This window comes from Streptomyces sp. Ru73, from assembly GCF_002920575.1.
Lineage (GTDB): Bacteria > Actinomycetota > Actinomycetes > Streptomycetales > Streptomycetaceae > Streptomyces.
In genome coordinates this window covers 17,155-41,270 of record NZ_PQSQ01000073.1, presented here as the reverse complement: position 1 = coordinate 41,270, position 24,116 = coordinate 17,155, and the positions used below count along the sequence as shown (strand labels likewise).

Below are 24,116 nucleotides of genomic sequence, written 5' to 3'. Positions count from 1 at the left end.
ACCGTCCGGACGACCGTCAGGTCGAAAGCCTGACGCAGTACGTGCCACTGCATCTCCACGAGATCCCGAGGTGATCACCGCATGAATGACCCAATGTCCACGCTCCCGCAGTCCACGCCTTCTCCGCAGCAACGAGCCCTGGTCACCTCCGCAGCCGCCGCCTTCATTCAGCGCGAGGACGGGCGCGTGCTCCTGGTCCACCACGCTGGGACGAAGCACTGGGTGATGCCCGGCGGAAAGACCGACGACGGGCCCAAAGGCGGAGAGACACCGCTCCAGTGCTGTGAGCGGGAAGGCAGGGAGGAGACCGGCGTACCGGTCCAAGTGGGCCGCCTCCTTGTAGTGCAGTGGCTGTCCAGCGGGAGTCCGGGAAACTACAGCAATCCTCGCGCGTGCCACCTCTTCGTGTTCAGCGCCACCATTTCCCCGCAGCACTACGACCGCATCCGCGTCCCGGAAGGAGAGCTGCTCGGCTGGGACTGGTGGGAGCCCGAGGCGGCCCTGACGGTGATGGACAGGACGAACGCGCCGCTCCTGACCGCCGCCGTGCAGGCAGCTTCCGGGGCGCAGGACGCCCCGCTGTACCTGGAGGACGACCAGCAGCCGACGGGCACACAGGAGGTACGCCGATGACCACCGCCGAGGAGAAGATGTCGGACTCCGAACGGCTGCTCTTCGGTGGGCGATTACGGGAGGACTTCGCTTGGACGCGCCATCACGGCGCCTTCCTGGAGATGAGCCTGTTGGCGATGGTGCTGCGTCTGCCACGGCTCCTCGCTCTCACCGCCCGACTCGCCCATCAGGCCGACGCCCGCGCGCTGCACAGGGTCGTCGCCGCCGAGATCGGCCGCGGTGCCGCCCAGGCGGTGGGGATGGTGCAGGTCAATCACGTACTGGCCGCCCTGCTGGCGGCAGGCACCACCGCCGAGCGATTACGCGAAGCAGCGCCTGCCTTGGTCATCGCCTGCGTCACCGGGGTGTGCGGCGCGCTGCTGAAGGCGGTGTCGGTACAGGGCACGGGGGTGCTGGAGCCCACCGTCGAGCGGGTGGCGACCGAGATCTACCTCCAGTCCGCCGCCAAGGTGGAGCTGTCCGCGGTGGAGGACGCCGAGTACCGCAAGCGGCAGGAGAGCGCGCGGTTCGGTGCGGCGTCGGCGCGTCGCATGATCCCGTACAGCACCTCCATCATCAACGCGCTGCTCTCGCTGGTCGCCTCGGTCGGCGTACTGACCGCCCTGCACCCCGCCCTACTGCCCCTGATCGTGCTGACGACGGTGCCCAGCGCCTGGGCATCGCTGTCCGTAGCCCGGCGGCGGTACCAGTCCTTCCACGCCTGGATGCAACACGCCCGCGCCGGCCGCCTCATCAGCGACCTGCTGGTCTCCAACCAAGCCGCGGCCGAAATCCGCGTCCACGGCATCGGCGCTTTCCTCCTGCAGCACTTCCGTCTCATGGCCGAGGACTCCGAGCAAGAGCAGGCCCGCCTGGCGCGCCTGGCCGCCCGCACCGGCCTGATCGCCGCCTGCTGCACCGGGCTCGCCATGCTGATCACCTTCGGCACCCTCGGCTGGCTGCTGTGGACCGGCGTCATGGTCCTGTCCGTGGGCGGCACCGCCGTCATCGCCATCCGCACCGGCTCCAGCGCCCTGGACAACCTCGTACGCCAGGCCAACTTCCTCTACGAAGAAGCCCTCTTCGTCGCCGACCTCGACGGCATACGCACCGAGGCCGACGAACGCGCCATCTCCACCGGCGGCGTACCGCTGCCCGCGCGCATCGACGCCGTCCGCTTCAAGAACGTCACCTTCACCTACCCCGGGGACGACGAGCCGGCCCTGCGCGGCCTCGACCTGACCATCCCCACCGGCAAGATCATTGCGTTGGTCGGCCGCAACGGCAGTGGCAAGACCACGACCGCCAAACTCCTCGCCGGCCTCTACCTCCCCGACGACGGACACATCCTCCTCGGTGATGTCAGCACCGCAGAGGCCGACCGCCACGCCCTCTTCTCCCGCGTCGCCCTCGTCAGCCAGGACTACTACCGCTGGCCCTTCACCGCCCGCGCCAACATCACCATCGGCCGCCCCGAAGCACCGACCACCGGCTCGACGACGCCATCCACTACGCCGACGCCCAGCCGATCATCGACGACATGCCCCGCGGCCTGGACACCCTCCTCGCCCGCGGCTACAAAGGCGGCCACAACCTCTCAGGCGGCCAGTGGCAGAAACTCGCCATCGCCCGCGCCCGTTACCGCGCCGGCGACATCCTCATCGTCGACGAACCCACCGCCTCGCTCGACGCGGAGTCCGAAGAGGACGTCTTCACGAAGATCCGCAACCTGGCTGCCGCCGGCCAGACCATCGTCCTGATCACGCATCGCCTCCACTCCGTTCGCCAGGCCGACCTCATCTACTATCTCGACCATGGTCAAGTCACCGAGTACGGGAGCTTCGCGGGCCTCATGAGTCCTGATGTCGCTCCGGCGGGCCGCTTCCGAGCCATGTACGACCTGCAGCGCCGCCAATTTCACCCGGCATAGTCCCAGCCGCTGCCCGTGCACGATCTTCCGACTCTCTCGACGGAACGGCTGGCTCCCGGGCGGACTGTCCTCGGTGGCGAGGTTCTTAATCGCTGTGGTTTTGCAAGCTGGCGCCAGCACCTTCAGAAGCCTGACGGTGCTACACAGAAGTAACCCCATGATCACTCTCTCGAAGCCTCAAACTGTAGCAGCATAGGAGCATTTGATACCCACTCACGGGTATCGAGTGTCAGCGTACGGTCACCTGACATCGCACCCAAAGTGGATACAGTGATCTCTGAACACCATGGGTCGATCATCAGCATAAGTATGGCTGCTTCGGATCGGTCAGCATCACGGAGGGCAGAGTCGGTGGCCATGTTGGCGAGACTCGCGAGCGCCCTGGCGCGGTCTCCCGCGATGGCGAGCTCCCTGCAGACTTGAAGCTTCAGAAGTGGGGCGATGTCCGATTGTTCCGTGAGCGCGCGAAGCGCATCCTGGGCCACGAGACGAAAATGCTGACCGTAAGCCAGTAGTTTTCGGGCTGCCAAGGCACGCATGGCTGGTGTCTCGCTATCGGATACAGCGATTGCGCTAAGGATTGCAGCGGCGCGAGTCCCGTTTCCTCGCCAGTCGAGGTCGCGAATATATGTGATAGTAGAAATTCGGTCACAAGAGTCATGTTCGAGCGCATGTTTCGTCAGGGTTGCCTGTGTGAGGTCATGCAGATCCGGCCCTTTTAAAGCGATAGCCTCCAACATGGTCAGCCATGCTGCGTGCTTGATTTTGGCCTTACCAGAGAGGATGTCGATCTGATTCGCCAAGTCGGCTCGCACCTGCGGACTCAAGGAAGTCAGGGCACCCACTATCTCCAATCGAAGTGAATGCCCGATATCGTTGTGAACCAGTTGCGCTCGAAGAACCCTATCGCATCTGTCGCGCACTGCAGGGGCTATATGCGTGAGGAGTACCGCAGCAAAGGAAAGTTCTCTTGGCTCAGCTGCACCCTCCAAACTGTCAAGGATATGCAGAGCCACGTCCGCTGGTGCATGATCTAGTCTGGCGAGGAGTTGCGCGGCCATGAGTTGTTCAGACTTAGTGGTCTCTACATCCCGCACGACAGCGCTGACGATCTGAAGTGTCGTCTCTGGGGCATACCTCGTCAGCGTCTTGGCCATAGCGAGGCGTTCAACTGCGCTTCTGTCTCGGCCGGCAGCTCGCTTGATCAGGCGGATAGCTTCATTGCGATCCACTGTATCGGGAGTGCGCGTCAATTCGTATGCGGCCTGGCACCAACTGTGAACTTTCGCGTCAAGGCTACCTGACGCCAAGGATTCCAGGTAAATGACAGCATCAGCTCGGTACTCAGGACTGAGCCGCAATAGTGTGGACACCACGAGGTGCGGGTCGAGAGTGGAGCAACCTACAAGGAATTGCACAGCAGTGTCAGCGCCCAGGTCGCGAATCGCATCAAGCATCACAGAGCGAGACACACTCGTCGTTTTTGAGTTGGTGACAATCCGGCAGAGCTGGCTGATGATGAGAAAATTTAGCTCTGTAGACGAAGAAGCGAGACGGTACGCCAAATTCACAACTTGCCCGGGATTCCAGGAAGCGACATCAAACGTGACCAGGTCAACGCAGGCTCGTTGGTGCGCGAGATCCCCACGCGCCAACACAGCTGCTAGAGTCAATCTTTTTGCGCGACTGACCCCAGCAAACCGGTGAGAATCCGGAGCCGTCAGTGACGGCACCTTTTGGACTAGGTCCCGAGCCTGGTTAGCGGCCGCAGACTCGTGATTCGCCGGCTGCGAAGTGAGCCAGTCAGCAATGGCTGACCATATCTGGAAGTTCTCGCGCTGTCGCCCCTTCGAGAGAGCCTTCCTGCGCTTCGTTTGGCGGGTGATCTCTTCAGAAATTTCTGCGACAGCAGCGGCAGCTACGTCTTCTACCTGCACTACCCCTTCAAGCGCAAAGTAACTGACTATATTGTCCGGAACTGGCGAGCCCAGCAATACACGCTCCGAATCGCCGTGCTCACGAACCAGTAGCGTAGGGGAAGCCCACTCTGGGATTTCCTCACCTGAGAATCCCGCGTCCAAGTTGGATGGAGAATTGAGTTCTCGTGCTGACCTATCAACCATAGTAGTGGCCGTGGGAACCGTAGGCTTGTCACGAGAAGGCGAGTCGAACTGGTCCGGAGGCAGAGAGCAGGAGTTCGTGCCAATGAGTTCAGAACTTCTGATGTTCAACAGATCTCTCGCTGCCCGGCGATGGACGTGATGCGCGGATGCACCGTTGACGAGGCGAAAAAGCCCGTCCTGCGCCGCTTGGAAGTCTCCTGCTTCCTGCAGCAATTTAGCTGCCTCGATTCGACATCTTCCCGAGAATCTGTCGTCGCTCAGGAAGCAACGCAATGCGTTCAGCCCGTGCGACCGGTTCGGTTCACCACAAGCCACGAGTGCCTGTGCGACCTCTATCCGCAAAGTATCTGGTTTCTCAGGATCCCGTATGGCGTCACCAAGGACACGTTGCAGCGGACGAGTTGCGTTGCGGACCGTTCTCAGTGCCTTGATCACTTGGTTTTGGAATCCTACTTCACGAGTCGCTCTCCAAATCCAGTAATCGAAAGTGCGAGAGATTGCAGCCTGCTGCCCTGGGGTCGCCATGATGCCATGAGAAGCCATCTCGATGGCCAGTTCTCGGGCCGAGTCATTATGAGCCAGCAGCCATTCCAAAAGTTCCTCGGCGTTCATGCCGAGAAGGGCTCGATGTAGAATAGTGCGGCGCGCGCTGGCCCGCCTTAAACTGCATGCCTCCCAAAGGGTGCGCCACCAAGATGGATCATCCGGGTCGAATTGCGGCGACAAGCGGCGGGCGTCGAGTGCATCACATATATGTTCTGCAAAAGTATGGTGCGTGAATCGCAGTCCGTCACCGTCGTGTACCAACAGGCCTGTAGAAGTGAGTGCGGTGGCGACAACTGCCGACCAATCCGGTGGCGGCGGCGTAGGCTCGAGCCCCGCGGCTCGGAGCCAAATCAGTGCCTCAGGCAAGAGCGGACTATTCGAAAGGGCGCGGGGAGCGAGGTGTTCGATAAGGCTCACTCGTGACTCAGTGAGATGTTGGGCGATGCTCTCCGTTTGAGGCCACCCAGCCAGCCGCGCCCTCACATCATCGTGGAACTGACGCGCTCGAGAGTCATACAGATGCGAAAAATACTGCTCGTACAGACCGAAACGGCTCGCAGGTAGTGGCCGGTCAGGATTCGCTTCGAAGACTATCGCAGCGACAGTAGCCAATAGCGGTATGGACGCAACTTCCCTGAATCTCGCCGCTGAAAGCTGAGTCAAAAATTTTTCACCCAAACCGGGGTCGTTAGCGAACCACGAATGAGCGAACTCTGCGCGCTGATCACGACGAAATGGTTCGATAGTGAAATGAGTGAGTTCTTTCAGCTCCTCCCATCTATCCCGCTCGGCCTCAGGAAGGGGGCGGGAAGTAACAAGCACACTATAAGCACGGAATTGCTCCATGAACACCATTAGCTGCTCGGCCAAGTCGGTGCGATCAGCGGTGTTCGTGACCTCGTCTAGTGCATCTACGATGATGAGCCACCGGTAACCTGGCAGATCGTGTTCCAAGAGGTCCGGATCCAAGTCATGCGTAAGGAAGCGCGCCAATTGGGCTTGAGCGGCATCCATGACAGCTGTCAATAGCCGCATGTGAGGCCTGGCGGCCAACTCTCGGGCGAGTACGCGGACAGGCAGCAGTCTGGCATCCGACGCTTCCGGCAACTCCACTTCGCGTGTGGCTAGCTGGAGCGTGAGAGTTGACTTCCCGGCCCCGGCGTCGCCAGTCAGGAGAATGTGTCGGTGGGCAGCCAGCGCCGATTCGATGGACTTGGGTGCTAGCTCTTCAGGCTTCGGGGGCGAGACGTGAGTTCCCGGGTGCGCAGCAATACGCTTCCTTGCCCCGACAGAGGCCGACATTTGCTGTCGAACATAGACGGTTGCGGGATCGCGACGGTGAAGCCCAACGGCCCGGTAGGGGAAAGCGTGGGCCGCGCTCTTCTGCGCCTGGAGCAGGACTTCAACGCCGCGCGGCAGGGTCTCGCAGTGGGGTTCAGATTCATTCCCAAGGCAGTGCTCCACGATCGCGTCTGCGCGAATTGCATAGCTTTGCCGAGTAGGGTCAGAAGCGCTCATCTTGGCGTACAGCACCGCTTGATGGGCGCTGACGACTATGCCGACGACGGCTTGTCGGTCGCGGTCCCACAGGGGACTTCCGCTGTAACCGGGTTGTACAGCATGGCCTGTCGCCGAACCGCCCAGGACGAGCCAGTCGTCGGCCACGCCAGTGACCTTCGTCCGCACGACCGTCGTGGGTTCTCCGCTTCCGAACCACGTCCATGACTCCTGCCCAAGGCTTGGAGCAGCGAGTGGGACGGGGCCGGAGCAATCCGGTAGGTCGGCAGCAACACGGAGCAGCGCGATGTCTCCGCGCCATCGCTGTTCGTAGCCGGTGAGTCGACTGCTAGCGTCTCGCAGAGAGCTTGCCGGCCACCAACCGGTCACGTACGCCTCTGTCTTGCTACCCGGAGCCGCAGGGAAGGCTAGGGTTACTCGGTGCCCAGCGTCAGGTTCTGTGAAGGCGAACTGCCTTCTTCCTAAGGCCAAATTGACCACGTGGGCGCAGGTGAGCACAACCACTTGGGCTGGGTTTCCGGCCTGCACCAGAACGCCACCACCGACTACACGGCCATCGGTGTTCAGGACCGAGACGAAAGCGGAGTGCAGCGGATCATCCGTGTCAGGGGGATGCACGGTACGGCGCCTGAGATTACTCGGATGAGGATGCAGGAGCGTCACCTTCGTGGCCCTCTCGGGCATCACTGAGGCGCCACGAGGCCGACACGTTGAAGGTGGCCTCGCCACCACTGATGATCGCCAGTTTCAGTCCAGCCGTGAGTTTGACGCCGAATTGGACCGTTACCTCCTCAGGTGTTCGGGGCAACCGTCGCACTTGTTCATGCAAGCTGCCCAGAACCGGTACGAGCGGGGCGAATGCATCGTTCAGAGCTTGGCCAGCCTGCTCCACGACTCGTGCGCCTATGCCCACCGGTTCCACCGTGCTGTTCCCAGGAAGCTGATCTTGTGGATCGGTGAGGGGAGCTGAGGACTGCGTGGGCCATACCTCGATCAGCACTCCAGTGCCATCAGAGAAGTTGAACTCTACAAAGTCGGACATGAACCCACCCCGTGTGCTTGCGCGTTGGAACAATCCCGCCAACCTCAATCGCCATTCATCCTAACGTCCCTCTCCCCCACCACAGCTGGGGAAGCCGCTAGGTGGCTGATCCGCGCGTGTGAAGCTCGTCTGGGTTGCTCGCGTCAGATCCCAAGTGGGCGCAGGTCCCGGTCGGCTAGGTCGTGGGCGTGTAGTCCTAGCCTTCATCCCAACGGTCGATCTGCACCAGTTCGCGACAGCCGGCATCTCTGCGGTGCCGTGATAGGTCGTGTATCGAAAGTGGATCTTGAGCTGTGAATGATCTCGGTTCATAGGACGGGGAGATCTCACGGATGAGCAGCGCGCGGTGCTGGACCCTTTTTGCCGAAGAGAAGGAAGGTGGGGCGGCCGCCGGTGGTCTCGGCGGCAGTTGATCGACGGCATGCGGTTCCGGGTCCGCACCGGGGTGCCATGGCGGGATGTGCCCGTCGAGTACGGGCCGTGGGGCCGGATCTACGACCTGTTTCGCCGGTGGCAGCGAGACGGCACCTGGCACCAGGTTCTCACCCGGCTCCAGGCCCTGGCCGATGCGAAGGGCGGGATCGTGTGGGACCTGAGCATCGAAAGCACCGTGTGCCGTGCGCATCAACATGCGGACGGGGCCCGCAAGCAGGGTGAACTGCAGAAGGAGCCAAGGGAATCACCGGGCCGTGTCTTCGACGACCCGGAGAGCACGGGCTGGGGCGTTCGCGCGGCAGGTTCACCACCAAGCTGCACTTGGCTGTCGGGCAGGGTCAGAAGCCATGACGATCGTGGTGACGGCAGGGCAGTGGGGAGACTCGCCGCAGTTCGAACGGGTGCGGGAGAAGGTCGGTGTGTCCCGCACAGGGCCGGGGCGACCGCGCGGCTGCCCCGACCGCGTGCGGGCTGACAAGGCGTACGCCTGCCGGAAGAACCGCGCCTACCTGCGCCGCCGGGGAATCCGCTGCACCATTCCGGAGAAGGTCGACCAGGTCCGCGACCGCAGAATGCGGGGTCCAGCGGTGGCCGGCCACCGGAGTTCGACCCAGAGGACTACAAGGTCCGGCACGCGGTCGAGTGCGGCATCAATCGCCTCAAGAGACATCGAGCCGTGGCCACCAGGTACGACAAACTCGCGGTCCGCTACGAGGCCGCCGTCCTCGTTGCCGCCATCAACGAGTGGCGGTGAGGTACTGGTCCGACGACAACTCGAAGACCCGGACTCGCCGACCGCCGGTGGGATGGACGGTCTCACGAACCGGATGCATCCCCAGTTTGGTCATGATTCGTTCAGAGGCGTCGTTGCCCACCTGAGTGATGCTGACGATCCGCTCCAGCCCTCGCTCTTCGAACCCGAACCGTACGGCGGCCTCAGCCGCCTCGGTGGCCAAGCCCCGCCCCCAGTGGGAACGTCCCAGCCGCCAGCCGACCTCAACCGCCGGCAGCACCTCCGGCAAGTAGTGGGGCAACGAAAGGCCGGTGAACCCGGCCAGCTCACCGGTGGAACGGAACTCCACGGCGAACAGGCCGAAGCCATGTGACTCCCACTCGCTCTCCCATGCCCGGATCCCCTCGCGGGTCTGCTGCTCGTCACGGACGCTGCCGTCGCGGATCCACCGCATGACCTCGGGGTCGGCGTTGATGGCAGCCATGGGCGCCACGTCCTCCTCGCGCCAGCGACGCAGGATCAAACGAGGAGTCTCAAGCGTGACCATCCAAGCATTCTGATCACAAAATGGGCTCTCCGCCATCCTCACCAGGCACTTTCGATATACGCTCCATTCCTCCTCTTTCGGATAACTCACGGGCGGGCGATAGGTTGCCCGCCCGTGACTGAACTGGGCCCCGTCGCCTGGCCACCTGCCCCGATAAAGGACCGAACGGCTCGTGCTCCGCGAGTCCGAGGCACGAGACCGTGCGGCGTTCATCGAGGTGTTCGCATCAACAGAGGTGAGCACCTACATCGGTGGCTCTCGACCGCGTGATGAGCTTGAACACACGGGGCCTGAAGTGCCCGGGCGGCGACTGGCTTTTTTGTGATCGCTCTCGCCGGAGCGATGATCGGCATGATCATGGTCGAACGGCGCGACGCAGAGCGTCCGGGTCACGTCCGTCCGGATGCCGGGTAGGCCGGGCTCGGCTACATGTTCCTGCCGGAGGCGTGGGGATGCAGGTACGCCGCCGAGACGTGTGCAGCGGCACTCGACTGGTTCGCGGGTGCGCTTCCCGGCGAACCGGTGGTGCTCTGCACCCAGACCGCCAACGACCGCGCGAGGCTCCTCGCGGCGAAGCTGGGGCTCACCGAGGTGGAGCGGTTCGAGGAGTACGGCACAGAGAGTGGTCCGCCGTGTGGCGCGCCCGCGGTATGCCGCTGTTTGGCTACGGGGTGGCGTACGCCCTCGGCATCACGATCTCGCGGATGATCTCAGGATTGTTGGGTGGCCTCAGCGTTTGCGTGCTGATGACTTGGGTTCCGGTGTCGCGTGCGGCGTCGGCCAGCTCTGTGAGAGCTTGGCGCACTACGGCGTGGGCGATGCCCTGCTGGTAGGGGTTGTCCAGCAGGAGCAGCCCGGGGAAGGCACACTCCTGGTCGAGGTCTCTTTCGAGGAACAAGGTGGCATAGCTGTACGCCAGGAAGAACAGGACTGTGGCCTCTGCCCCCAGGCCCTGGTCCCAGGGTCTGGAACCGACGTAGAAGGTGAGATCAGTGTCCCTGATCGATACGTCCCGATTCACCCACAGCGTGTCACGGTAACGGGCGAGGAAGTCGTTCATGCGGTCGGCGAAGGCGGAGCACCGGTCCATAGGGGGCAGTACGGGCCTTACGGATACCGGCTGCTGTTTCTCGATCCGATCCACGGTCTGCTGAGCGGAGAGCAGAGTGTGGTGCGCTTCGTCGCGACGCTGAAGGATTTCTTCTACAGCGGGAAGGGCAGTCAGCTTGTGCTCCAGCTGGGCTATCCGCGCGGCGAGTTCTTCCAGCGTTGCCATGAAAGGGGCAAGTTGCGCAGCGCGCTGCTGGTTGAGTTGCCGCGCCAGTTCTGCTTGCTGGGTATGCAGGGCCTGCTGCTGCCCTCGCGCGGCTTCAAGGTCGCTCACGGTGTGTGCGATGACGTCGTCCAGATCGGACAGTTCTGACTTCAGGGATCTGATCTCGACCTGCGCTCTGCGCTGGCGCTTGTCATCGTCCACCGTCTGGAAGCACAGATAGCAGGCATCCTCATGGTGATCACGGTGCGGATCGACGCTCTGCTCGCAGGCAGGACATAAGCGAACTGGCAAGGCGTCGAAGACCTCAATGGAGGTGATGAGGCGCTCCATCCGGCCTACCTCAGCCGTGACGGTGCGAGCCGAGCGGCGGTGTTCCTCGAGCAGGTGTTCCAGACCTGCTACCTCATCGGTTGCGCGCCTGAGTCGGCTGGTGACGTCGCCATAGGCAGCAGTCAATGAGGAGTCGTAGCCCGCGGGTGCGCCGGCAGACGCGCTTCCTCCAGTGATGCTTTGGATCTCAGCTGTCAGACGGCGCCGATGGTCGTAGATGGCTTCGAGCTCACTTTGCAGCTCGCGGCGTGCTGAGGCGACCTGCTCTATGGAGTGGACGACGGGCAGGCCCAGGTTCTCGGAGATCGCGGTGACGGCCTGGAGAGTGCTCTCCCGGACCTCTCTGCTCACGGCCTCGGCCTCGTCACGGCGCCGCTTTGCCTGAGCGAGCTGGAAGTCCCGGTTAGCTTGGGCGGTTCGTGACCGGGCGAACCCTAGGAGCTGGCTGACGACCGCTCGCCGGACGAACTCATGCTCCTTGTTCGCGAAGCTCGTCCAGGAATCCTCGTTCCGGTAGAAATGACGCAAGGTGTTGCGGAAGGACAGAGAAACCTGTTCATTGGCCGCAGTCGCGTGAAGCCCCTTGGGAATGCGAAGGTTGGGCCATCCCAGCTCGCCCAGGATCCAGTCGGAGAACTCAGCTGCTGCGATCTCCGAACCGTTGATGCTGACCTTTCCCAGCCGCCCTTGCGTGAGGTACCTCGTGAGGGTGTAGGGCCGCCCGTGGATTCTCAGGGCCGTGCTGACCTCGACGTGTTCATCGGCGACCGCCGCTTTGAGGGCCTCGGCAGGGCTACCCCGGTCGCCGAGGCAGTAGTCGATCACTCGGAGCGTCGTGGTTTTGGAGCTGTTGGGCACGCCAGTGAGGACGTTGAGCTTGCCAGATTCGAATACATACTCGTCGAACTCGCCGCCTGGGTGTACCAGCCTGACTTGGGCGATCCGCAGGCCGCGCTCGGATGTGCTGGGCTCGCTCATGGACGGATCTCCTGGTGGAAGGTCACGTTGCCGACTTCATCCGGAAACAGCTCGTAGATGAGATTCTTGAGGTCGGTACCTGACATGTCCGCCAGGTTGCCCTGCATGGCTCGACATCGCTGGACCAGGGGTTGGAACTGCTTCATCGCCGTGAGCCGCGCCGCCGTCGTCTTGCCGGCGGACGTGAGCTTCACCCGCTCCGGGTTGTGGCTAACGGTGACGGTCACAAGACCGCGCGCGGTGAGAAAGGACAGAAATTGACGGTAGCGGTGATCCCAGGGGCCGTACCGGTAGCGCACCATCGGCGCCTCGATCTCGGAGGCATCCGGTGCGACGAACACCTCTGACGGGCCATCCCTCCCCGGGAGCAGAGTGGCGTGGGCCCGTTCTAGGAATCCGGGGTAGCGCAGGAAGAAGTCGAGCTTCGCGAACTTCGTACGTCCTTCGATGTACGACCCAGGGTTCTGACCGCACAGATAGATGAGCAGCAACAGGCGCGAGCCATGGAAGTCGATGGAGTCGTCGGGATCCCATGCTCTATGGAGGGGCGGCACGACCTTGCTGCCGATCTTATGAGGCATCTTCGTACCTGTTCTGGCAGCGCGCGGTGATGTCGCTCAGCGCAGCCAGCGCTTGGCTGAGGTCTACCGTGCCAGAGACCACTTCCCGCATCTGGCTGACTGCAAGCATGGTTGCCCTGTACGCGGGTTCCCCTGCCTCGATCAGGCCGCCGCGCCTTTGCATTGAGGTGAGCTGGCAGATGGCGTAGACCTTGTCAGATAGCTCGGCGAGACGCTGGCGCTCGCTGCCTAGACTGCGGCGCTGGGTCTGACGGAACGCCAGCATGGCCTGATGCTGGCGCTCGGCCTCCGCATTGGGTACGCCGGCTGGCCGGAGCTTCGCCTGAAGTGTCATCAGAGGCTCAGTGGAACCATCGGGGCGCTGACCGGTCACCTGGAGAATGGTCTTTCCAAGGATGCACCGGAATTCGTCGGCCGTGTGGCGTCGAGGCTCTGGTTCGGTAGCCCGGCGCGCGATGTAACCGTGGAGACCCAGCAGGACGTTGTCCACTTCCTGCGCCAGAGGGTCCTGGCCGAGGTATGTCGTGATCAGCGGAACCAGACGTCGACGGGCTTCATCTTCGACCTGATCGCAGCTGCGTGCTGTGACAAGGACATCCAGGCGGTCGACACACCATCCGACGTCACGACCGTCGGGCAGGCTCAGACCGTCGAGCTTCTCCACAATCCGCTCGCGGTCCTCGGCGCTGATCGGCCCGCGCGTGCCGCCGCGCTCACAGACAAACTGGAACAGATCGCGCTGGGGCGTCTCATTCACGATCAGCGTGAAACGCGTTCCCTCAGGAAGTGGCTTTCCGCCGAACAGCTTGCCGAGGTAGCTCGTCGCCGCCGTTCTGTTCTCGGTCTTCTTCGCTGGATCCGGCTTACAGATATCTGCGATGCTGTGACGCTTCGCCCCCTCAACTGTCTTCACCTGCCGGTAAGAAGGCGCGTCAGCCGTATAGCAGAGGACGTCCTCCAGATCCTCCCAAGAGACTTCCGTCCAGTGGCCGTCCAGCATGTCGAGGCAGTCCAGGAGCGTGACCGCGTCCTGGTACAGAAAACCGCGCCGGCTCCGCCGGCCACCATCAGCAGGCCCAAGCGTCACCGGTGCTCCAGCTACGCAACCATCCAATGCCGACCACCAGCCCCACGGCACAGGTCTTTAATCGCATAGTCCCCCCAATGGACGCTCTGAGAAATGGAGTAGACACCAACCACACAGGGATCGCAACGGTGCATTGGGGGCGCACAAGAACAAGCTGATCCCGCCGGTCGTCCTGTGAGGGCCAGCTCGGTGGGCTTCGCACTCCCGCTGCGGCAAGACGATCCACGCCAGCCACAGGCACGTGGGCGGGTCCGCCTACACGAAACGCCGTCCCAGCACCAACGATCGGCTCCACATCGCCGTCCGCTACGCCGCCGTTAATTCCATCCGTAGTCCAGTACGGCCGTGGTCGGCCGCGGTTGGTCGAAGAGGAAGTCTCAGCCGCGCCTCGTCAAGGCGAGGACCGGTATGTCGACTAGCTACCAAGTGACCACCGTGCCGACCGGCACCTGGCCATGCTCCAGCAGAGGTACGGAGATCAAGGCATAGGCGTTGCCTGCCGCGGACAGCGTGCGCACGCGGCCGTTGACGTCGTTCCCGCGAGAAGCAACCGGTCGCCCTGCTCACGCTGGTCTGAGCCCCTGCACGTCAGCACTGACCGGAACAGAAGTCGGGCAGCCCGAGATGACCGCGCCACGTGAGCTACCGCCTCGGCCCGATGCCAGGTTCGACTCCCGTGGGGAGCGGCATGGCCGGCGGGACGCGCCGTACGCATGAGGACCGTTGGAAGCACTTTCACAGTTCTCTCTGGGGCGAGTCAGCGGGACGACGTTGTGGCAGCCTCACGAGCCTGAGCTGGCCCCAGTCTGACCACTGCCCGAGATACCAATGGCTTCAATCCCGACATGACCACCAACACACTGCCCCACGCCAAGCGAACGCGCCAACCATAGCCAACCGCATCAGAGGTTACCTGTAATTCCCCTAAGCGTCCTCCCCTGGTGCCAGATCCCGTCGCACTGAGCACATTTGGCGCGGCCGGGATTATGGATTACAACATCATCCACTCGCCGAAGCTGCGGACGCAGCGCGGCGCTTCCGAGAGATGGGTGAGCAATTTGGCCACGATCAGCGACAGCGGAGCTACGGCTTCTGGCAAGCGATGGGTGGTTCGGTACCGAGAACCGGGAGGGCGCTCTGCGCGGCAACGCCAGAAGGCCTTCGCGCGTAAGAAGGACGCCATCGATTTCGCCACCAAGGTGGAGAACGACAAGCGTGAGAACACATACATCGACCCGTCAGCGGGGAAGGTCTCCGTCCGCCGGTACGCCACGGAGTGGCTGGAGCAGATGAGCGGCGCGGCCGGGACCTATGAAGCGTACGAGCGTGTCATGCGGCTGCACGTGGTGCCGCATCTGGGCGGCAAGACCATTGCCCAGGTGACAGCCTCGGATGTGGAGGGGCTGTACGCGCTCTGGCGTCGGGGCGGTGCGGCACTCAACACGGTCGAAGCCCGGCGCATCCCTCTGTCAGGAATGTTCTCGCACGCCGTACGGCACAAGCGGATACCGAGCAACCCGGTCAAGGAAGCGAAGAAGCTTGACAACCCGATTCTTCCGGTGGATGAGCGAGCGCTTCCAGGTCCTGATGAAATCGCGGCGCTGGCTCGGGAGATCGGTCCACGCCTGGAGCCGGCTGTGTGGCTCATGGCATGCGCCGGGCTTCGAATCGGCGAATCTCTTGGAGTGTTTCCTGAGGATGTTTCGAGTGGTGTTCTGCGAGCTCGGCGACAAGTGGTTCGCGTCAAAAACGCGTCGGGTAAGTACGCAGCGAATTACGCGGCACTGAAGCATCGCCAGGAAGGCGAGTGGCGAGACATACCAATCCCGGAATTCTTGGAGCACTTCAAAGATCGGCTACCGATCCTCAATGAGCGGGGCGGTATCCCACACAGCGGTTTGGTCCGTAAGTCGTGGGACAGGGCGATCGAGCGACTCGGCCTTCCGAAATACACGCCTCACGACCTACGGCACCAATGGGCTACCGTCACGCTTTCCCACGGCGCCGCTTTGCACGAGGTCTCACACTGGATGGGACACCGCACGATCAACACGACGGCGGCCGTCTACGGCCATCTCACCCTGGACGGGCGGGAGCGCTGTCGGCAGATCCTGGAGTCGACGTACCGGCCCCATGCCGCCCCCGAGGCGGCGACCGAGGAGGAGTGCCGTGCTGACTTGGTGCTGACTTCGTGCTGACTTTTGCCGTCAGAGCTCTCCAGCGTCACGGAGAGTGACTGATGCGACAGAGCCCTCATCCAGCTCGGCCGGGCGGCCCTTACGCCTCTCCCATGCCCTCGAACCAAGTCGGCGCATCCTCCGTGGCCAGCTTGATTCGATGAAGAGCGAACTCTTCCAGCTGGGGCAGAGCATCGAGCTCGAACCAGCCGACTTCGAGCGACTCGTCGTCGTTCACGCGGCACTCGTTACTCTCCGCATGGCAGAGGAAGCAGATGTCCATGAACTGGCAGCGGTCGCCGTTCGGGTAGGTCACCGGTTCCAAGGCCTCGACCAGGAGGAGCCGCTCCGGGACGCAGTGGACGGCGGTCTCCTCCAGCACCTCGCGGACGGCGCAGACGGCGGGCTGCTCGCCCGGCTCGGGGATGCCGCCGATGATCGACCAGCGGCCGCTGTCGGCGCGGCGTCCCAGCAGCACCCGCCCCTCGTCGTCGAGGACGATCGCGCTCACGCCCGGCATCCAGAGCAGCTGATGGCCGGCGGTCGCACGGATTTCGCGGATGAAGTCGGGTGTCGCCATGCCCCGCACCCTAGCGAGCCCGCCAGGGCGGAACGAAATGCTTCGGAGGCGTGACGGACGCTCCGCGGCGGCCGGTCTCCCGGACCGGTACGGCCCGGTGGCGGCCCGCTAGGCGGTGCCCCTGGCCGGCTTCGGTTCGAGGCCGAGGCGGGAGCGGATGCAGCGGACCGCGGCCTCCGCGTCGTCGACGGTGACCGTGAAGGTACGGCCGTCGCCGAGCCTGAGGATCACCGCCTCACCGCGCCGCACGATGACGCCCGTCCCCTGCTCGGGGCGCCAGCGGTAGCCCCAGCCGCCCCAGTGGCAGGGCGTGACGCGCGGCGCGAAGTCGACGTCCACCACGTGGGTGAGGGGGATGCGCCGGCGCGGCAGTCCGATGTGGCCGCAGCGCACCTCCAGACAGTCCTTGTCGACCCGTACGGCCACGTGGACGAAGGCGAGCGTGCCGAAGAGGACGAGCAGTCCGGCGGCGACGCAGCCGACGACGGCCATGACCAGCGGGGTCGCGCCCGACGTCCAGGCGTTGTCGACCGCCAGTTCGATGCCCAGCGCCATGCACGCGGCGCCGGCGGCGGCCAGCAGCCACTGGAAGCGGTTGGTCGCCCGGCCGTGCCAGACCTCGGGTACGGAGGCGCAGGGCGAGTCCTGCGCGCCGTTGCCGTGGGGGGCAGCTGCCCCCTCCTGGGGGTGGTCCCTCATGGTTCGCAGCGTACGCGCCCCGCCCCCGCCCGGCAGCGGGCGACGCGGCACACTGTGACGCACGAGACGCGGGGTGGTACGGATGCCGACGAGGCGGAGCCGGTCCTTCAGCGGACCCGTCCGTAATACGCCGGACACGTGACGTCCGGGTGGCCGCTACGGCGCGGCGCCTCTTGGAGGGCCGCTGCCCGCAGCGCCTCTCAGTGCGCCGGTTCCGCGGCCGGCTCTCCGGGCGCGGGGACCGCGGCACCCGTAGGGGCGCCGGTGGCCGTACCGGCGAGCAGCCTGCCCTCTTCGTAGGCCAGCGCCGCCTCCGGGAGCGTGCCCGCGCGGCCACTGAGGAGGACGGTCAGCTCACGGCTGGGGGTGGCCGCCGGAGCCGGTTCGGCACCGATGCGGCGGAGCGCCTGGGCGGCGACCGCCTCGGCCGACCCGTACAGCGTGAGCGCGGGCCCTTCGGGGCGCTGCACCGCGTCCCTGATGCGGTCCGCGACGAGCTCGTAGTGCGTGCAGCCGAGGACGACGGAGCGTACGTCCGGTGGAGTGAGGGCCGCCGCCCTGGTGATCGCGGCGGAGATCGCCGCCTCGTCGGCGGCCTCCACGGCGTCGGCGAGGCCGGGGCACGGCACCTCGGCCACCTCCGTGTCCGCCGCGAAGCTGCGGATCAGGCCGCGCTGGTACGGGCTGCCGGTGGTGGCGGGCGTGGCCCAGATGGCCACCGGGCCGCCGGCGGCCGCTGCCGGCTTGATCGCGGGGACGGTGCCGATGACCGGGAGGTCCGGCTCCAGCTCGGCGCGGAGCGTGGGCAGCGCGTGGACGGAGGCGGTGTTGCAGGCGACGATCAGGGCGTCCGGACGGTGCGCCGCGGCGTGCCTGGCGACCGCGAGCGCGCGCTCGGTGAGGTCGGCGGGGGTCCGTGGGCCCCAGGGCATGCCGTCGGGGTCGGAGGAGAGCACGAGGGCGGCGTCGGGCCGCAGCCGCCGCACGGCCGCGGCGGCCGCGAGCAGGCCGGTGCCGGAGTCCATGAGCGCGATCTTCACCCGGACACTTTACTCAGCCGGGCCCTGTGCGGGCCGCACCGGGCCGCCTCCACGGCCGCCGGTCAGCCGTGCGGCAGACTGCCGGGGTGGCTGTGATGGCATGGATCGCTGGGGCGTCGCTGGCGGCGTGGGTGTGGCTGCTGGCGGGCCAGGGTTTCTTCTGGCGGACGGACGTACGCCTGCCGTCCGGGACGGCCCGCCGGCCGCCGGACGGCCGTCCAGGGGCCGCACAGGGCCTTCCCGGGGCGGCCGGCGACTGGCCCTCCGTGGCCGTCGTGATCCCCGCGCGGGACGAGGCGGCGGTGCTGCCGGCGAGCCTGCCGTCGGTGCTGGCGCAGGCGTATCCGGGGCGCGCCGAGGTCTTCCTCGTCGACGACGGCAGCACGGACGGCACCGGGGAGCTGGCCCGGGCCCTCGCCGCCGGGCACGGCGGGCTGCCGCTGACCGTGACCTCGCCCGGCGAACCGGCTCCCGGCTGGACGGGCAAGCTGTGGGCCGTACGGCACGGCATGGCGCTCGCCCGGGAGCACACGGACGCGGAGTACCTGCTGCTGACCGACGCGGACATCGCGCACGGGCCGGACAGCCTGCGCTCCCTCGTGTCCGCGGCGCGCGCGGCCGACCTGGATCTGGTGTCGCAGATGGCGCGGCTGCGGGTGGCGGACTTCTGGGAGCGGCTGATCGTTCCGGCGTTCGTGTACTTCTTCGGGCAGCTGTACCCGTTCCGCTGGGTGAACCGGCCGGGCGCGCGTACCGCTGCGGCGGCCGGCGGCTGCGTCCTGCTGCGCCGGGACGCCGCCGAGCGGGCCGGCATTCCCGACCGCATCCGGCACGCGGTGATCGACGACGTGACGCTGGCGCGCGCCGTGAAGCGCTCCGGGGGCCGGCAGGGGCCGGGCTCGGGGCGGATCTGGCTGGGTCTCGCCGACCACGTGGACAGCGTGCGTCCGTATCCGCGCCTGGCCGACCTGTGGCGGATGGTGGCGCGCAGCGCGTACGCGCAACTGCTGCACAGTCCGCTGCTGTTGGCGGGCACGGTGCTGGGGCTGGCGCTGGTCTATCCGGTGCCGCCGGTCGCGCTGGTCGCGGGCCTGGTGGCCGGTGCCGCGCCGGCCGCCGTCCTCGGGGGCACGGCGTGGGCGCTGATGGCGGGCACGTATGTGCCGATGCTGCGCTACTACGGGCTGCCGCCGTGGACGGCTCCCCTGTTGCCGTTCACCGCGCTGCTGTACCTGCTGATGACGGTCGACTCGGCCGTGCAGCACTACAGGGGGCGCGGCGCCGCCTGGAAGGGGCGGACGTACGGGGCGCCGCCCACGGGGGCGGCGCCCGGAGAGGCGTCCGAGGGCGCGTAGCGGCACGGCCGGGTACGGGCCCGCGCGGCTGCCGGGCTCACTTCCGGCCCGGCGCCCAGCGCATTCCCCACCCGTACGCCTGGTCCACCGTGCGCTGCGGGCTGACGCCCCGTTCGGGCACGAGGTAGCGGGCCTCGCGCTGGACGACCAGTTCGCTGCCGGTGTTGAGGAGCAGCGCCAGGGCGCACACGTTGGACGGGACGGTGCACTCGTCGAGGGAGAAGTCGACGGACGCGCCGCGCTGCGGGGTGAGCGTCACCGTGGCGTTCAGCCCTTCGAAGCTGCGCGCGCCTTCGTAGATGGTGACGAAGAGCAGGATCCGCTTGATGAGGTGCTGGTGGTCCAGGCTGACCGTGAGGTTCTCGCCGGTGGAAACGGCGCCGGTGCGGTCGTCGCCGTCGAGGTGGATGTACGGCGGGCCGTGCAGCGAGCCGAAGGCGTTGCCGAGCGCCTGGACCACGCCCTTGCTGCCGTCGGTGAGTTCGTACAGCGCGCACAGGTCGAGGTCGAGCGCCGCGGGGCCGGCGAGCGCCCGGCTCAGCTTGCGGCCCCAGCCCGCCCCCTGGGGCGCCGGGCGCGTCTGCCAGTTGAGGTTCACGCGGAGTTCGCCCGAGGTGCCCCCTTGCTTCGTCAGCGAAACGGCTGGGGCTTCCTTCGTCAGGGTGACTTTCGAGAGGCGTACCGGGGCGGGGGCGGGCGCGGTTGTCGCGCGCGCCGGGGGCGCGGGAGTTGACGCATCCGGTTGACCCGGCGTCAGCACGCGCGCCGGGGCGGCCGCCGGCGCGCTCGGGACGGTCGCCGGCGCCCCGGAAGCCGCGGCGGCGGGTGCCGGGCCCGGGTCGTCGACGGTGATCCCGTAGTCGGTCGCCAGCCCGGCCAGGCCGCGGTCGTAGCCCTGGCCGACCGCGCGGAACTTCCAGCCGCCCTGCCGCCGGTAGAGCTCGCCGAGCACGAAGGCGGTCTCCACGGTGGCGTCCCGGCTGTCGAACCGCACGAGCTCCGCGCCATCAGGGGCCGCGTGCGCCGTGCCTCCGGGTACGGCGCCCGCCGCGTCGAGGACCCGTACGCGCAGCTCCGGCACCTGACCGAACGTTCCGCCGTCCGCCGAGGCCGCGAGCACCACGCGCTCGACCGCCGGCTCCACGGCCGCGAGGTCGACGGCGAGGGTGTCGGCCGCCGTGCCGTCCGCGGTCCGCCTGCCCTCGTGGCGTACGGCGCCGGAGGCGTGCACCGGCTGGTTGTAGAACACGAAGTCGCCGTCGTGCCGCACCTTGCCGCCGCTCAGGAGCAGCGCGGAGGCGTCCACGTCCGGGACGCCGGGACCAGTCCGCCAGCTGACCTCGATCCGTACCGCACCGGACTCCACCGGAGCGTTGCCCCCCTTGGGCATCGACATGGCCGCCTCCTTCGGATTCGCGCTCCCGCTTCGCGGCGCGCCACCTCCCAACCTACGGGGTGCCCGACGCGCTCCGGACCTCGTGCGGAAGGCAAGATTTCACCTGTTGGTGGGTGGGCCTTTACACGTTTCAAACGGGTGTTGGCGACCGATTTTCCCAGGTTCACCCGCATTAGTGATCCGCCACCACTACCGACACGTAAAACAACCCTCTTTTCAGGCTCCCCAACCAGCACATCGTGGGCTTAACTTAAGAGGCATGACCTCCCCCCGCTCTACCTACGGCGGCGGCTACTACGCTTCGCCCTCCTTCCCGGACACCCCGATCTACGACAGCCTCGTCGCCGAGCGCGGCACACCCCAGATCGCCCCGATCAGGGTCCAGCCGCCGTACGACATCGGCTCGTCGTCCTCGTACTCGGCACCGGCCCTGCCGGCGCTCCCCGCACTCCCCTCGGGCCCCTCGCACACGCCCGCGCAGCAGGGGTACCCCGCGCAGGCCCCGATGCAGCCCGCGCCGACGCCCTACATCCCGCAGCAGTCCGGTCCGCAGGGCTACCCGGGCCAGCATCAGCAGCCGCGGCGGCCGATGAGCACGGGGTACGAAGCGATGCGCCCGGCGGCCCCGGTCGCGCCGCGCCCCGCTCCGTACGAGGACCCGTACGGCCGTCCGCAGCCGCCGCGCGGCTACTGAGCCCGCTACTCGGACAACTGTCCGGCCGTCCGGCCAATTGTCCGAGCCGGCTGGCAGGATGGGCACATGCCGAACTCATGCCTCCGTGCCCTCCAGCTGTACCCGGTGAAGTCGCTCGCGGGTACCTCCCCCGACTCCGCCGAGGTGGAGCCGTGGGGCCTGGCGGGCGACCGGCGCTGGATGCTGGTCGACGAGGAGCGGCGGCTCGTCACGCAGCGGTCCCGGCCGCGGCTGGCGCTCGCCGTCGCGGAGGCACGGCCTGACGGGGGAATCAGGCTCAGCGCGCCGGGGATGGCGGACCTGTCCGTGGAGGTCCCCGACCCCGGCGCGACCGTCCCGGTGCAGGTCTGGCGGGACAAGGTGGACGCCGTGCCCGCTTCCGCCGAAGCCGCCGAGTGGTTCGGCACGTACCTGGGCACCGAGGTCACGCTCGTCCACATGGACGCCCCGGCCGTCCGCCGCGCCGTGCACCAGGAGTACGCACGGCCCGGCGACACGGTCAGCTTCGCCGACGGCTTCCCGCTACTGCTCACCACCGCGTCCTCGCTGGACGCCCTCAACTCCCTGATCGCCCAGGGCGACCACGCCGACGAGGGCCCGCTGCCGATGGACCGGTTCCGGCCGAACGTGGTCATCGAGGGCACGGCTCCGTGGGCCGAGGACGACTGGCGGCGGGTGCGGATCGGCGAGGTGACCTTCCGCGTCGCCAAGCCCTCCGACCGCTGCGTGGTGACCACCACCGACCAGCGCACCGCCGAGCGCGGCAAGGAGCCGCTGCGCACCCTCGCCCGCCACCGCCGCTTCGGCGACGACCTGGTGTTCGGGCAGAACCTCATACCGGAGACGCGCGGCACCCTCAGGACCGGTGACGACTTCGAGGTCCTGAGCTGACGTCAGCAGGCGTGCCCGTGCTGCCGCGACGCCCTGTTTCCGCGCCCCGCCGCGCCCGCGTCCCGAGGCGCGGCGCGGCACGGTTACGCGTACCGCCGTGCACCTCGCGCTTCCCCTCCCGGCCGCGTTGCGGGGCCCGGCCCGCGCTGCCTATGGTGAGCGCACTGTATTGCGACAGGGGGATTCACGTGCGGATGCCCGCCGGGGACGCGTCGGACGCGCGCCTGATCCCGGTGCACCACATGCGGCCCGGCGACCACGCTTTCGTCAGCTACGACAACGACGAGGTCCGCTGGGAGACCCTGACCGCCTTCACCCGGCTCGGCCTGGCCCGCGGCGAGCGGGTCATCGTCTTCCCGCACCCCGCCGTCAGCGAGGAAGAGGTCCTGGCCCGGCTGGACTTCCCCCACCGCACCACGGCCACGGCCCGCGCGGAGGGCCGGCTGGTGCTCAGCAGCATGCGCCGGCTCATCAGCCCCGACCCCGCCTTCACGGCCGACCGGCAGTGGAGCCGGCTGCGCGAGGAGACCGCGCGGGCCGTCGCGGAGGGGTTCACGGGCCTGCGGACGTTCATCGACATGCACTGGGTGCCGGACCTCGGCGCGGACGTGCACACGATGATGCACCGCGAGTCGAACGCCCACGACCTGTTCCGGGACCGCCCGTACAGCGAGATCTGCGCGTACGACCGGCGCTGGTTCGCCCCCGAGGTGCTCACCGCCATGGCGGACGCGCACCCCCGCAACCTCCTGGAGCGGCTCGGCGCACTGCGCGCCGAGCGGGCACCGGACGGCGCGCTGTGCTTCGTGGGCGAGGCGGACACGGCGACGAAGCGGCTGCTCCGCACCACCCTGGAGCTGGCCCTGGCACAGAGCGCGGCCACGGGCCGGCTCGTCCTCGACCTGTACCGGCTGCACTTCCTGTCGGTCGGCTGCGCCACCGTGCTCCTCTCGATGGTCCAGGACGCAGACGGCCACGACCGGGTCGACGTGCGGTGCGGCCCGGTGCAGCTCCGCCTCCTGCAACGGCTGGGGGCCTCATCGATTCCGCGGCTGACGCTGTCGGAGGTGGCACGCCCGTGCTGATCCCCGAGTCCGCTCGCCCCCAGGGCACCACCGACGAGCCGGGTGCCAGATATCTGCTGCAGCGCCGCTTCACCGCCCGGCTGCTCCCGCAGGTGCGGCTGCTCGTCGAGGAGTGCGCGGCCCGTGAGGGGCTGGCCGAGCCGCGGCGCGGCGAATTCGTGCTGGCGGTGGACGAGGTGGCGGGCAACGCCGTGGAGCACGCGGGCGGCAGCGGCCGGCTCGTCCTGCGCCGGGTCCAGGACGAGTTGGAGTGCCTGGTCACCGACTCCGGCCCCGGTTTCACGGACTCCGTCATCCCCGAGCTGCTGCCGGGGCTGGACGGTGCGCCCACGGGGCGCGGGCTGTGGATGGCCCGGCTGGTCGCCGACCGGCTGACGATCGACCGCGGTCCGGTGGGCGGCGCGGTGGTCACGCTGGCGATACGACTGTCCTGAACGCCCGCGACAAGGGCCCTGGATGGC

18 protein-coding genes and 4 pseudogenes are annotated in these 24,116 nt (G+C 66.7%); 11 read left to right on the top strand and 11 right to left on the bottom strand.

Features of this window, described 5'->3' with window-relative positions:
- Positions 1 to 81 precede the first annotated feature (81 nt).
- The 3 genes and pseudogenes from C3486_RS26315 (at position 82) to C3486_RS38825 (ending at position 2,542) form a co-directional block, all read left to right on the top strand.
- On the top strand, positions 82 to 633 hold the full coding sequence (locus C3486_RS26315) for an NUDIX domain-containing protein (RefSeq protein WP_103835240.1): 552 nt from the start codon (positions 82 to 84) through the stop codon (positions 631 to 633).
- A pseudogene (locus C3486_RS38605) lies at positions 630 to 1,997 on the top strand (ATP-binding cassette domain-containing protein); the annotation flags it as partial. The gene C3486_RS26315 and the pseudogene C3486_RS38605, both read left to right, overlap by 4 nt.
- A 155-nt stretch (positions 1,998 to 2,152) precedes the next feature.
- Positions 2,153 to 2,542: an ATP-binding cassette domain-containing protein gene (locus C3486_RS38825; protein ID WP_374936922.1), complete on the top strand. Its 390-nt coding sequence runs from the start codon at positions 2,153 to 2,155 to the stop codon at positions 2,540 to 2,542.
- 161 nt (positions 2,543 to 2,703) lie between these two features.
- Here C3486_RS38825 and C3486_RS26305 read toward each other — a convergent pair whose 3' ends face one another.
- The 3 genes and pseudogenes from C3486_RS26305 to C3486_RS37465 all read right to left on the bottom strand — a co-directional run bounded on the left by C3486_RS26305 (position 2,704) and on the right by C3486_RS37465 (position 7,771).
- Complete coding sequence (locus C3486_RS26305) at positions 2,704 to 6,744, bottom strand: NACHT domain-containing NTPase (protein WP_258053000.1); 4,041 nt, start codon at positions 6,742 to 6,744, stop codon at positions 2,704 to 2,706.
- 33 nt (positions 6,745 to 6,777) lie between these two features.
- Positions 6,778 to 7,413: pseudogene (locus C3486_RS38820) on the bottom strand (trypsin-like peptidase domain-containing protein); the annotation flags it as partial.
- Complete coding sequence (locus tag C3486_RS37465; RefSeq protein ID WP_181138701.1) at positions 7,364 to 7,771, bottom strand: CU044_2847 family protein; 408 nt, start codon at positions 7,769 to 7,771, stop codon at positions 7,364 to 7,366. The gene C3486_RS37465 and the pseudogene C3486_RS38820, both read right to left, overlap by 50 nt.
- A 310-nt stretch (positions 7,772 to 8,081) precedes the next feature.
- Here C3486_RS37465 and C3486_RS26290 point away from each other — a divergent pair.
- Positions 8,082 to 8,960 (top strand): annotated as a pseudogene (locus tag C3486_RS26290) (IS5 family transposase).
- Here C3486_RS26290 and C3486_RS26285 read toward each other — a convergent pair.
- Positions 8,944 to 9,486, bottom strand: a complete 543-nt coding sequence (locus C3486_RS26285) for a GNAT family N-acetyltransferase (protein WP_103835238.1) — start codon at positions 9,484 to 9,486, stop codon at positions 8,944 to 8,946. The pseudogene C3486_RS26290 and the gene C3486_RS26285 sit on opposite strands and share 17 nt — an antisense overlap.
- A gap of 114 nt (positions 9,487 to 9,600) precedes the next feature.
- On the opposite strand from C3486_RS26285, the pseudogene C3486_RS26280 reads away from it, so the two are divergent.
- Positions 9,601 to 10,107: pseudogene (locus tag C3486_RS26280) on the top strand (GNAT family N-acetyltransferase); the annotation flags it as partial.
- Between the two features lie 43 nt (positions 10,108 to 10,150).
- Here C3486_RS26280 and C3486_RS26275 read toward each other — a convergent pair.
- Genes C3486_RS26275 through C3486_RS26265 form a run of 3 tightly spaced genes read right to left on the bottom strand, consistent with a single transcriptional unit; the run spans position 10,151 to position 13,738 of the window.
- A complete protein-coding gene (locus tag C3486_RS26275; protein ID WP_103835237.1) occupies positions 10,151 to 12,070 on the bottom strand; it encodes a hypothetical protein in 1,920 nt (639 codons plus the stop codon).
- The gene (locus C3486_RS26270; protein ID WP_103835236.1) at positions 12,067 to 12,651 is read right to left on the bottom strand and encodes a hypothetical protein; all 585 of its coding nucleotides are present in this window, start codon (positions 12,649 to 12,651) and stop codon (positions 12,067 to 12,069) included. The genes C3486_RS26275 and C3486_RS26270 overlap by 4 nt, the downstream gene beginning before the upstream one ends.
- On the bottom strand, positions 12,641 to 13,738 hold the full coding sequence (locus tag C3486_RS26265) for a dsDNA nuclease domain-containing protein (protein ID WP_181138700.1): 1,098 nt from the start codon (positions 13,736 to 13,738) through the stop codon (positions 12,641 to 12,643). Before C3486_RS26265 ends, C3486_RS26270 begins: the two co-directional genes overlap by 11 nt.
- 941 nt (positions 13,739 to 14,679) lie before the next feature.
- Between C3486_RS26265 and C3486_RS26260 the strand changes: the two genes are divergently transcribed.
- Complete coding sequence (locus C3486_RS26260) at positions 14,680 to 15,936, top strand: site-specific integrase (RefSeq protein WP_146075063.1); 1,257 nt, start codon at positions 14,680 to 14,682, stop codon at positions 15,934 to 15,936.
- 79 nt (positions 15,937 to 16,015) lie between these two features.
- Here C3486_RS26260 and C3486_RS26255 read toward each other — a convergent pair whose 3' ends face one another.
- The 3 genes from C3486_RS26255 to C3486_RS26245 form a co-directional block, all read right to left on the bottom strand.
- Positions 16,016 to 16,495: an NUDIX domain-containing protein gene (locus tag C3486_RS26255; RefSeq protein ID WP_103835233.1), complete on the bottom strand. Its 480-nt coding sequence runs from the start codon at positions 16,493 to 16,495 to the stop codon at positions 16,016 to 16,018.
- A gap of 108 nt (positions 16,496 to 16,603) precedes the next feature.
- Positions 16,604 to 17,194, bottom strand: a complete 591-nt coding sequence (locus C3486_RS26250; RefSeq protein ID WP_103835232.1) for a hypothetical protein — start codon at positions 17,192 to 17,194, stop codon at positions 16,604 to 16,606.
- 200 nt (positions 17,195 to 17,394) lie between these two features.
- Positions 17,395 to 18,234, bottom strand: a complete 840-nt coding sequence (locus tag C3486_RS26245) for a glutamate racemase (RefSeq protein WP_181138699.1) — start codon at positions 18,232 to 18,234, stop codon at positions 17,395 to 17,397.
- Between the two features lie 95 nt (positions 18,235 to 18,329).
- On the opposite strand from C3486_RS26245, the gene C3486_RS26240 reads away from it, so the two are divergent.
- Positions 18,330 to 19,589 (top strand): glycosyltransferase, encoded by a 1,260-nt coding sequence (locus tag C3486_RS26240; RefSeq protein ID WP_103835231.1) that lies wholly within the window; start codon positions 18,330 to 18,332, stop codon positions 19,587 to 19,589.
- 37 nt (positions 19,590 to 19,626) lie between these two features.
- Here C3486_RS26240 and C3486_RS26235 read toward each other — a convergent pair whose 3' ends face one another.
- The gene (locus C3486_RS26235; protein ID WP_374936921.1) at positions 19,627 to 20,985 is read right to left on the bottom strand and encodes a TerD family protein; all 1,359 of its coding nucleotides are present in this window, start codon (positions 20,983 to 20,985) and stop codon (positions 19,627 to 19,629) included.
- A 259-nt stretch (positions 20,986 to 21,244) separates the two neighbouring features.
- Between C3486_RS26235 and C3486_RS26230 the strand changes: the two genes are divergently transcribed.
- The 4 genes from C3486_RS26230 to C3486_RS26215 all read left to right on the top strand — a co-directional run bounded on the left by C3486_RS26230 (position 21,245) and on the right by C3486_RS26215 (position 24,089).
- Entirely contained in the window at positions 21,245 to 21,679 is a 435-nt protein-coding gene (locus C3486_RS26230) for a DUF6643 family protein (RefSeq protein WP_103835230.1), read from the top strand.
- Positions 21,680 to 21,745: 66 nt separating this feature from the next.
- A complete protein-coding gene (locus C3486_RS26225; RefSeq protein ID WP_103835229.1) occupies positions 21,746 to 22,570 on the top strand; it encodes an MOSC domain-containing protein in 825 nt (274 codons plus the stop codon).
- Positions 22,571 to 22,764: 194 nt separating this feature from the next.
- Positions 22,765 to 23,655 carry an MEDS domain-containing protein gene (locus C3486_RS26220; protein WP_103835228.1) on the top strand — a complete coding sequence of 297 codons (891 nt, stop codon included), beginning with the start codon at positions 22,765 to 22,767 and terminating at the stop codon, positions 23,653 to 23,655.
- The gene (locus tag C3486_RS26215) at positions 23,649 to 24,089 is read left to right on the top strand and encodes an ATP-binding protein (RefSeq protein WP_258052999.1); all 441 of its coding nucleotides are present in this window, start codon (positions 23,649 to 23,651) and stop codon (positions 24,087 to 24,089) included. The genes C3486_RS26220 and C3486_RS26215 overlap by 7 nt, the downstream gene beginning before the upstream one ends.
- Positions 24,090 to 24,116: the final 27 nt, after the last annotated feature.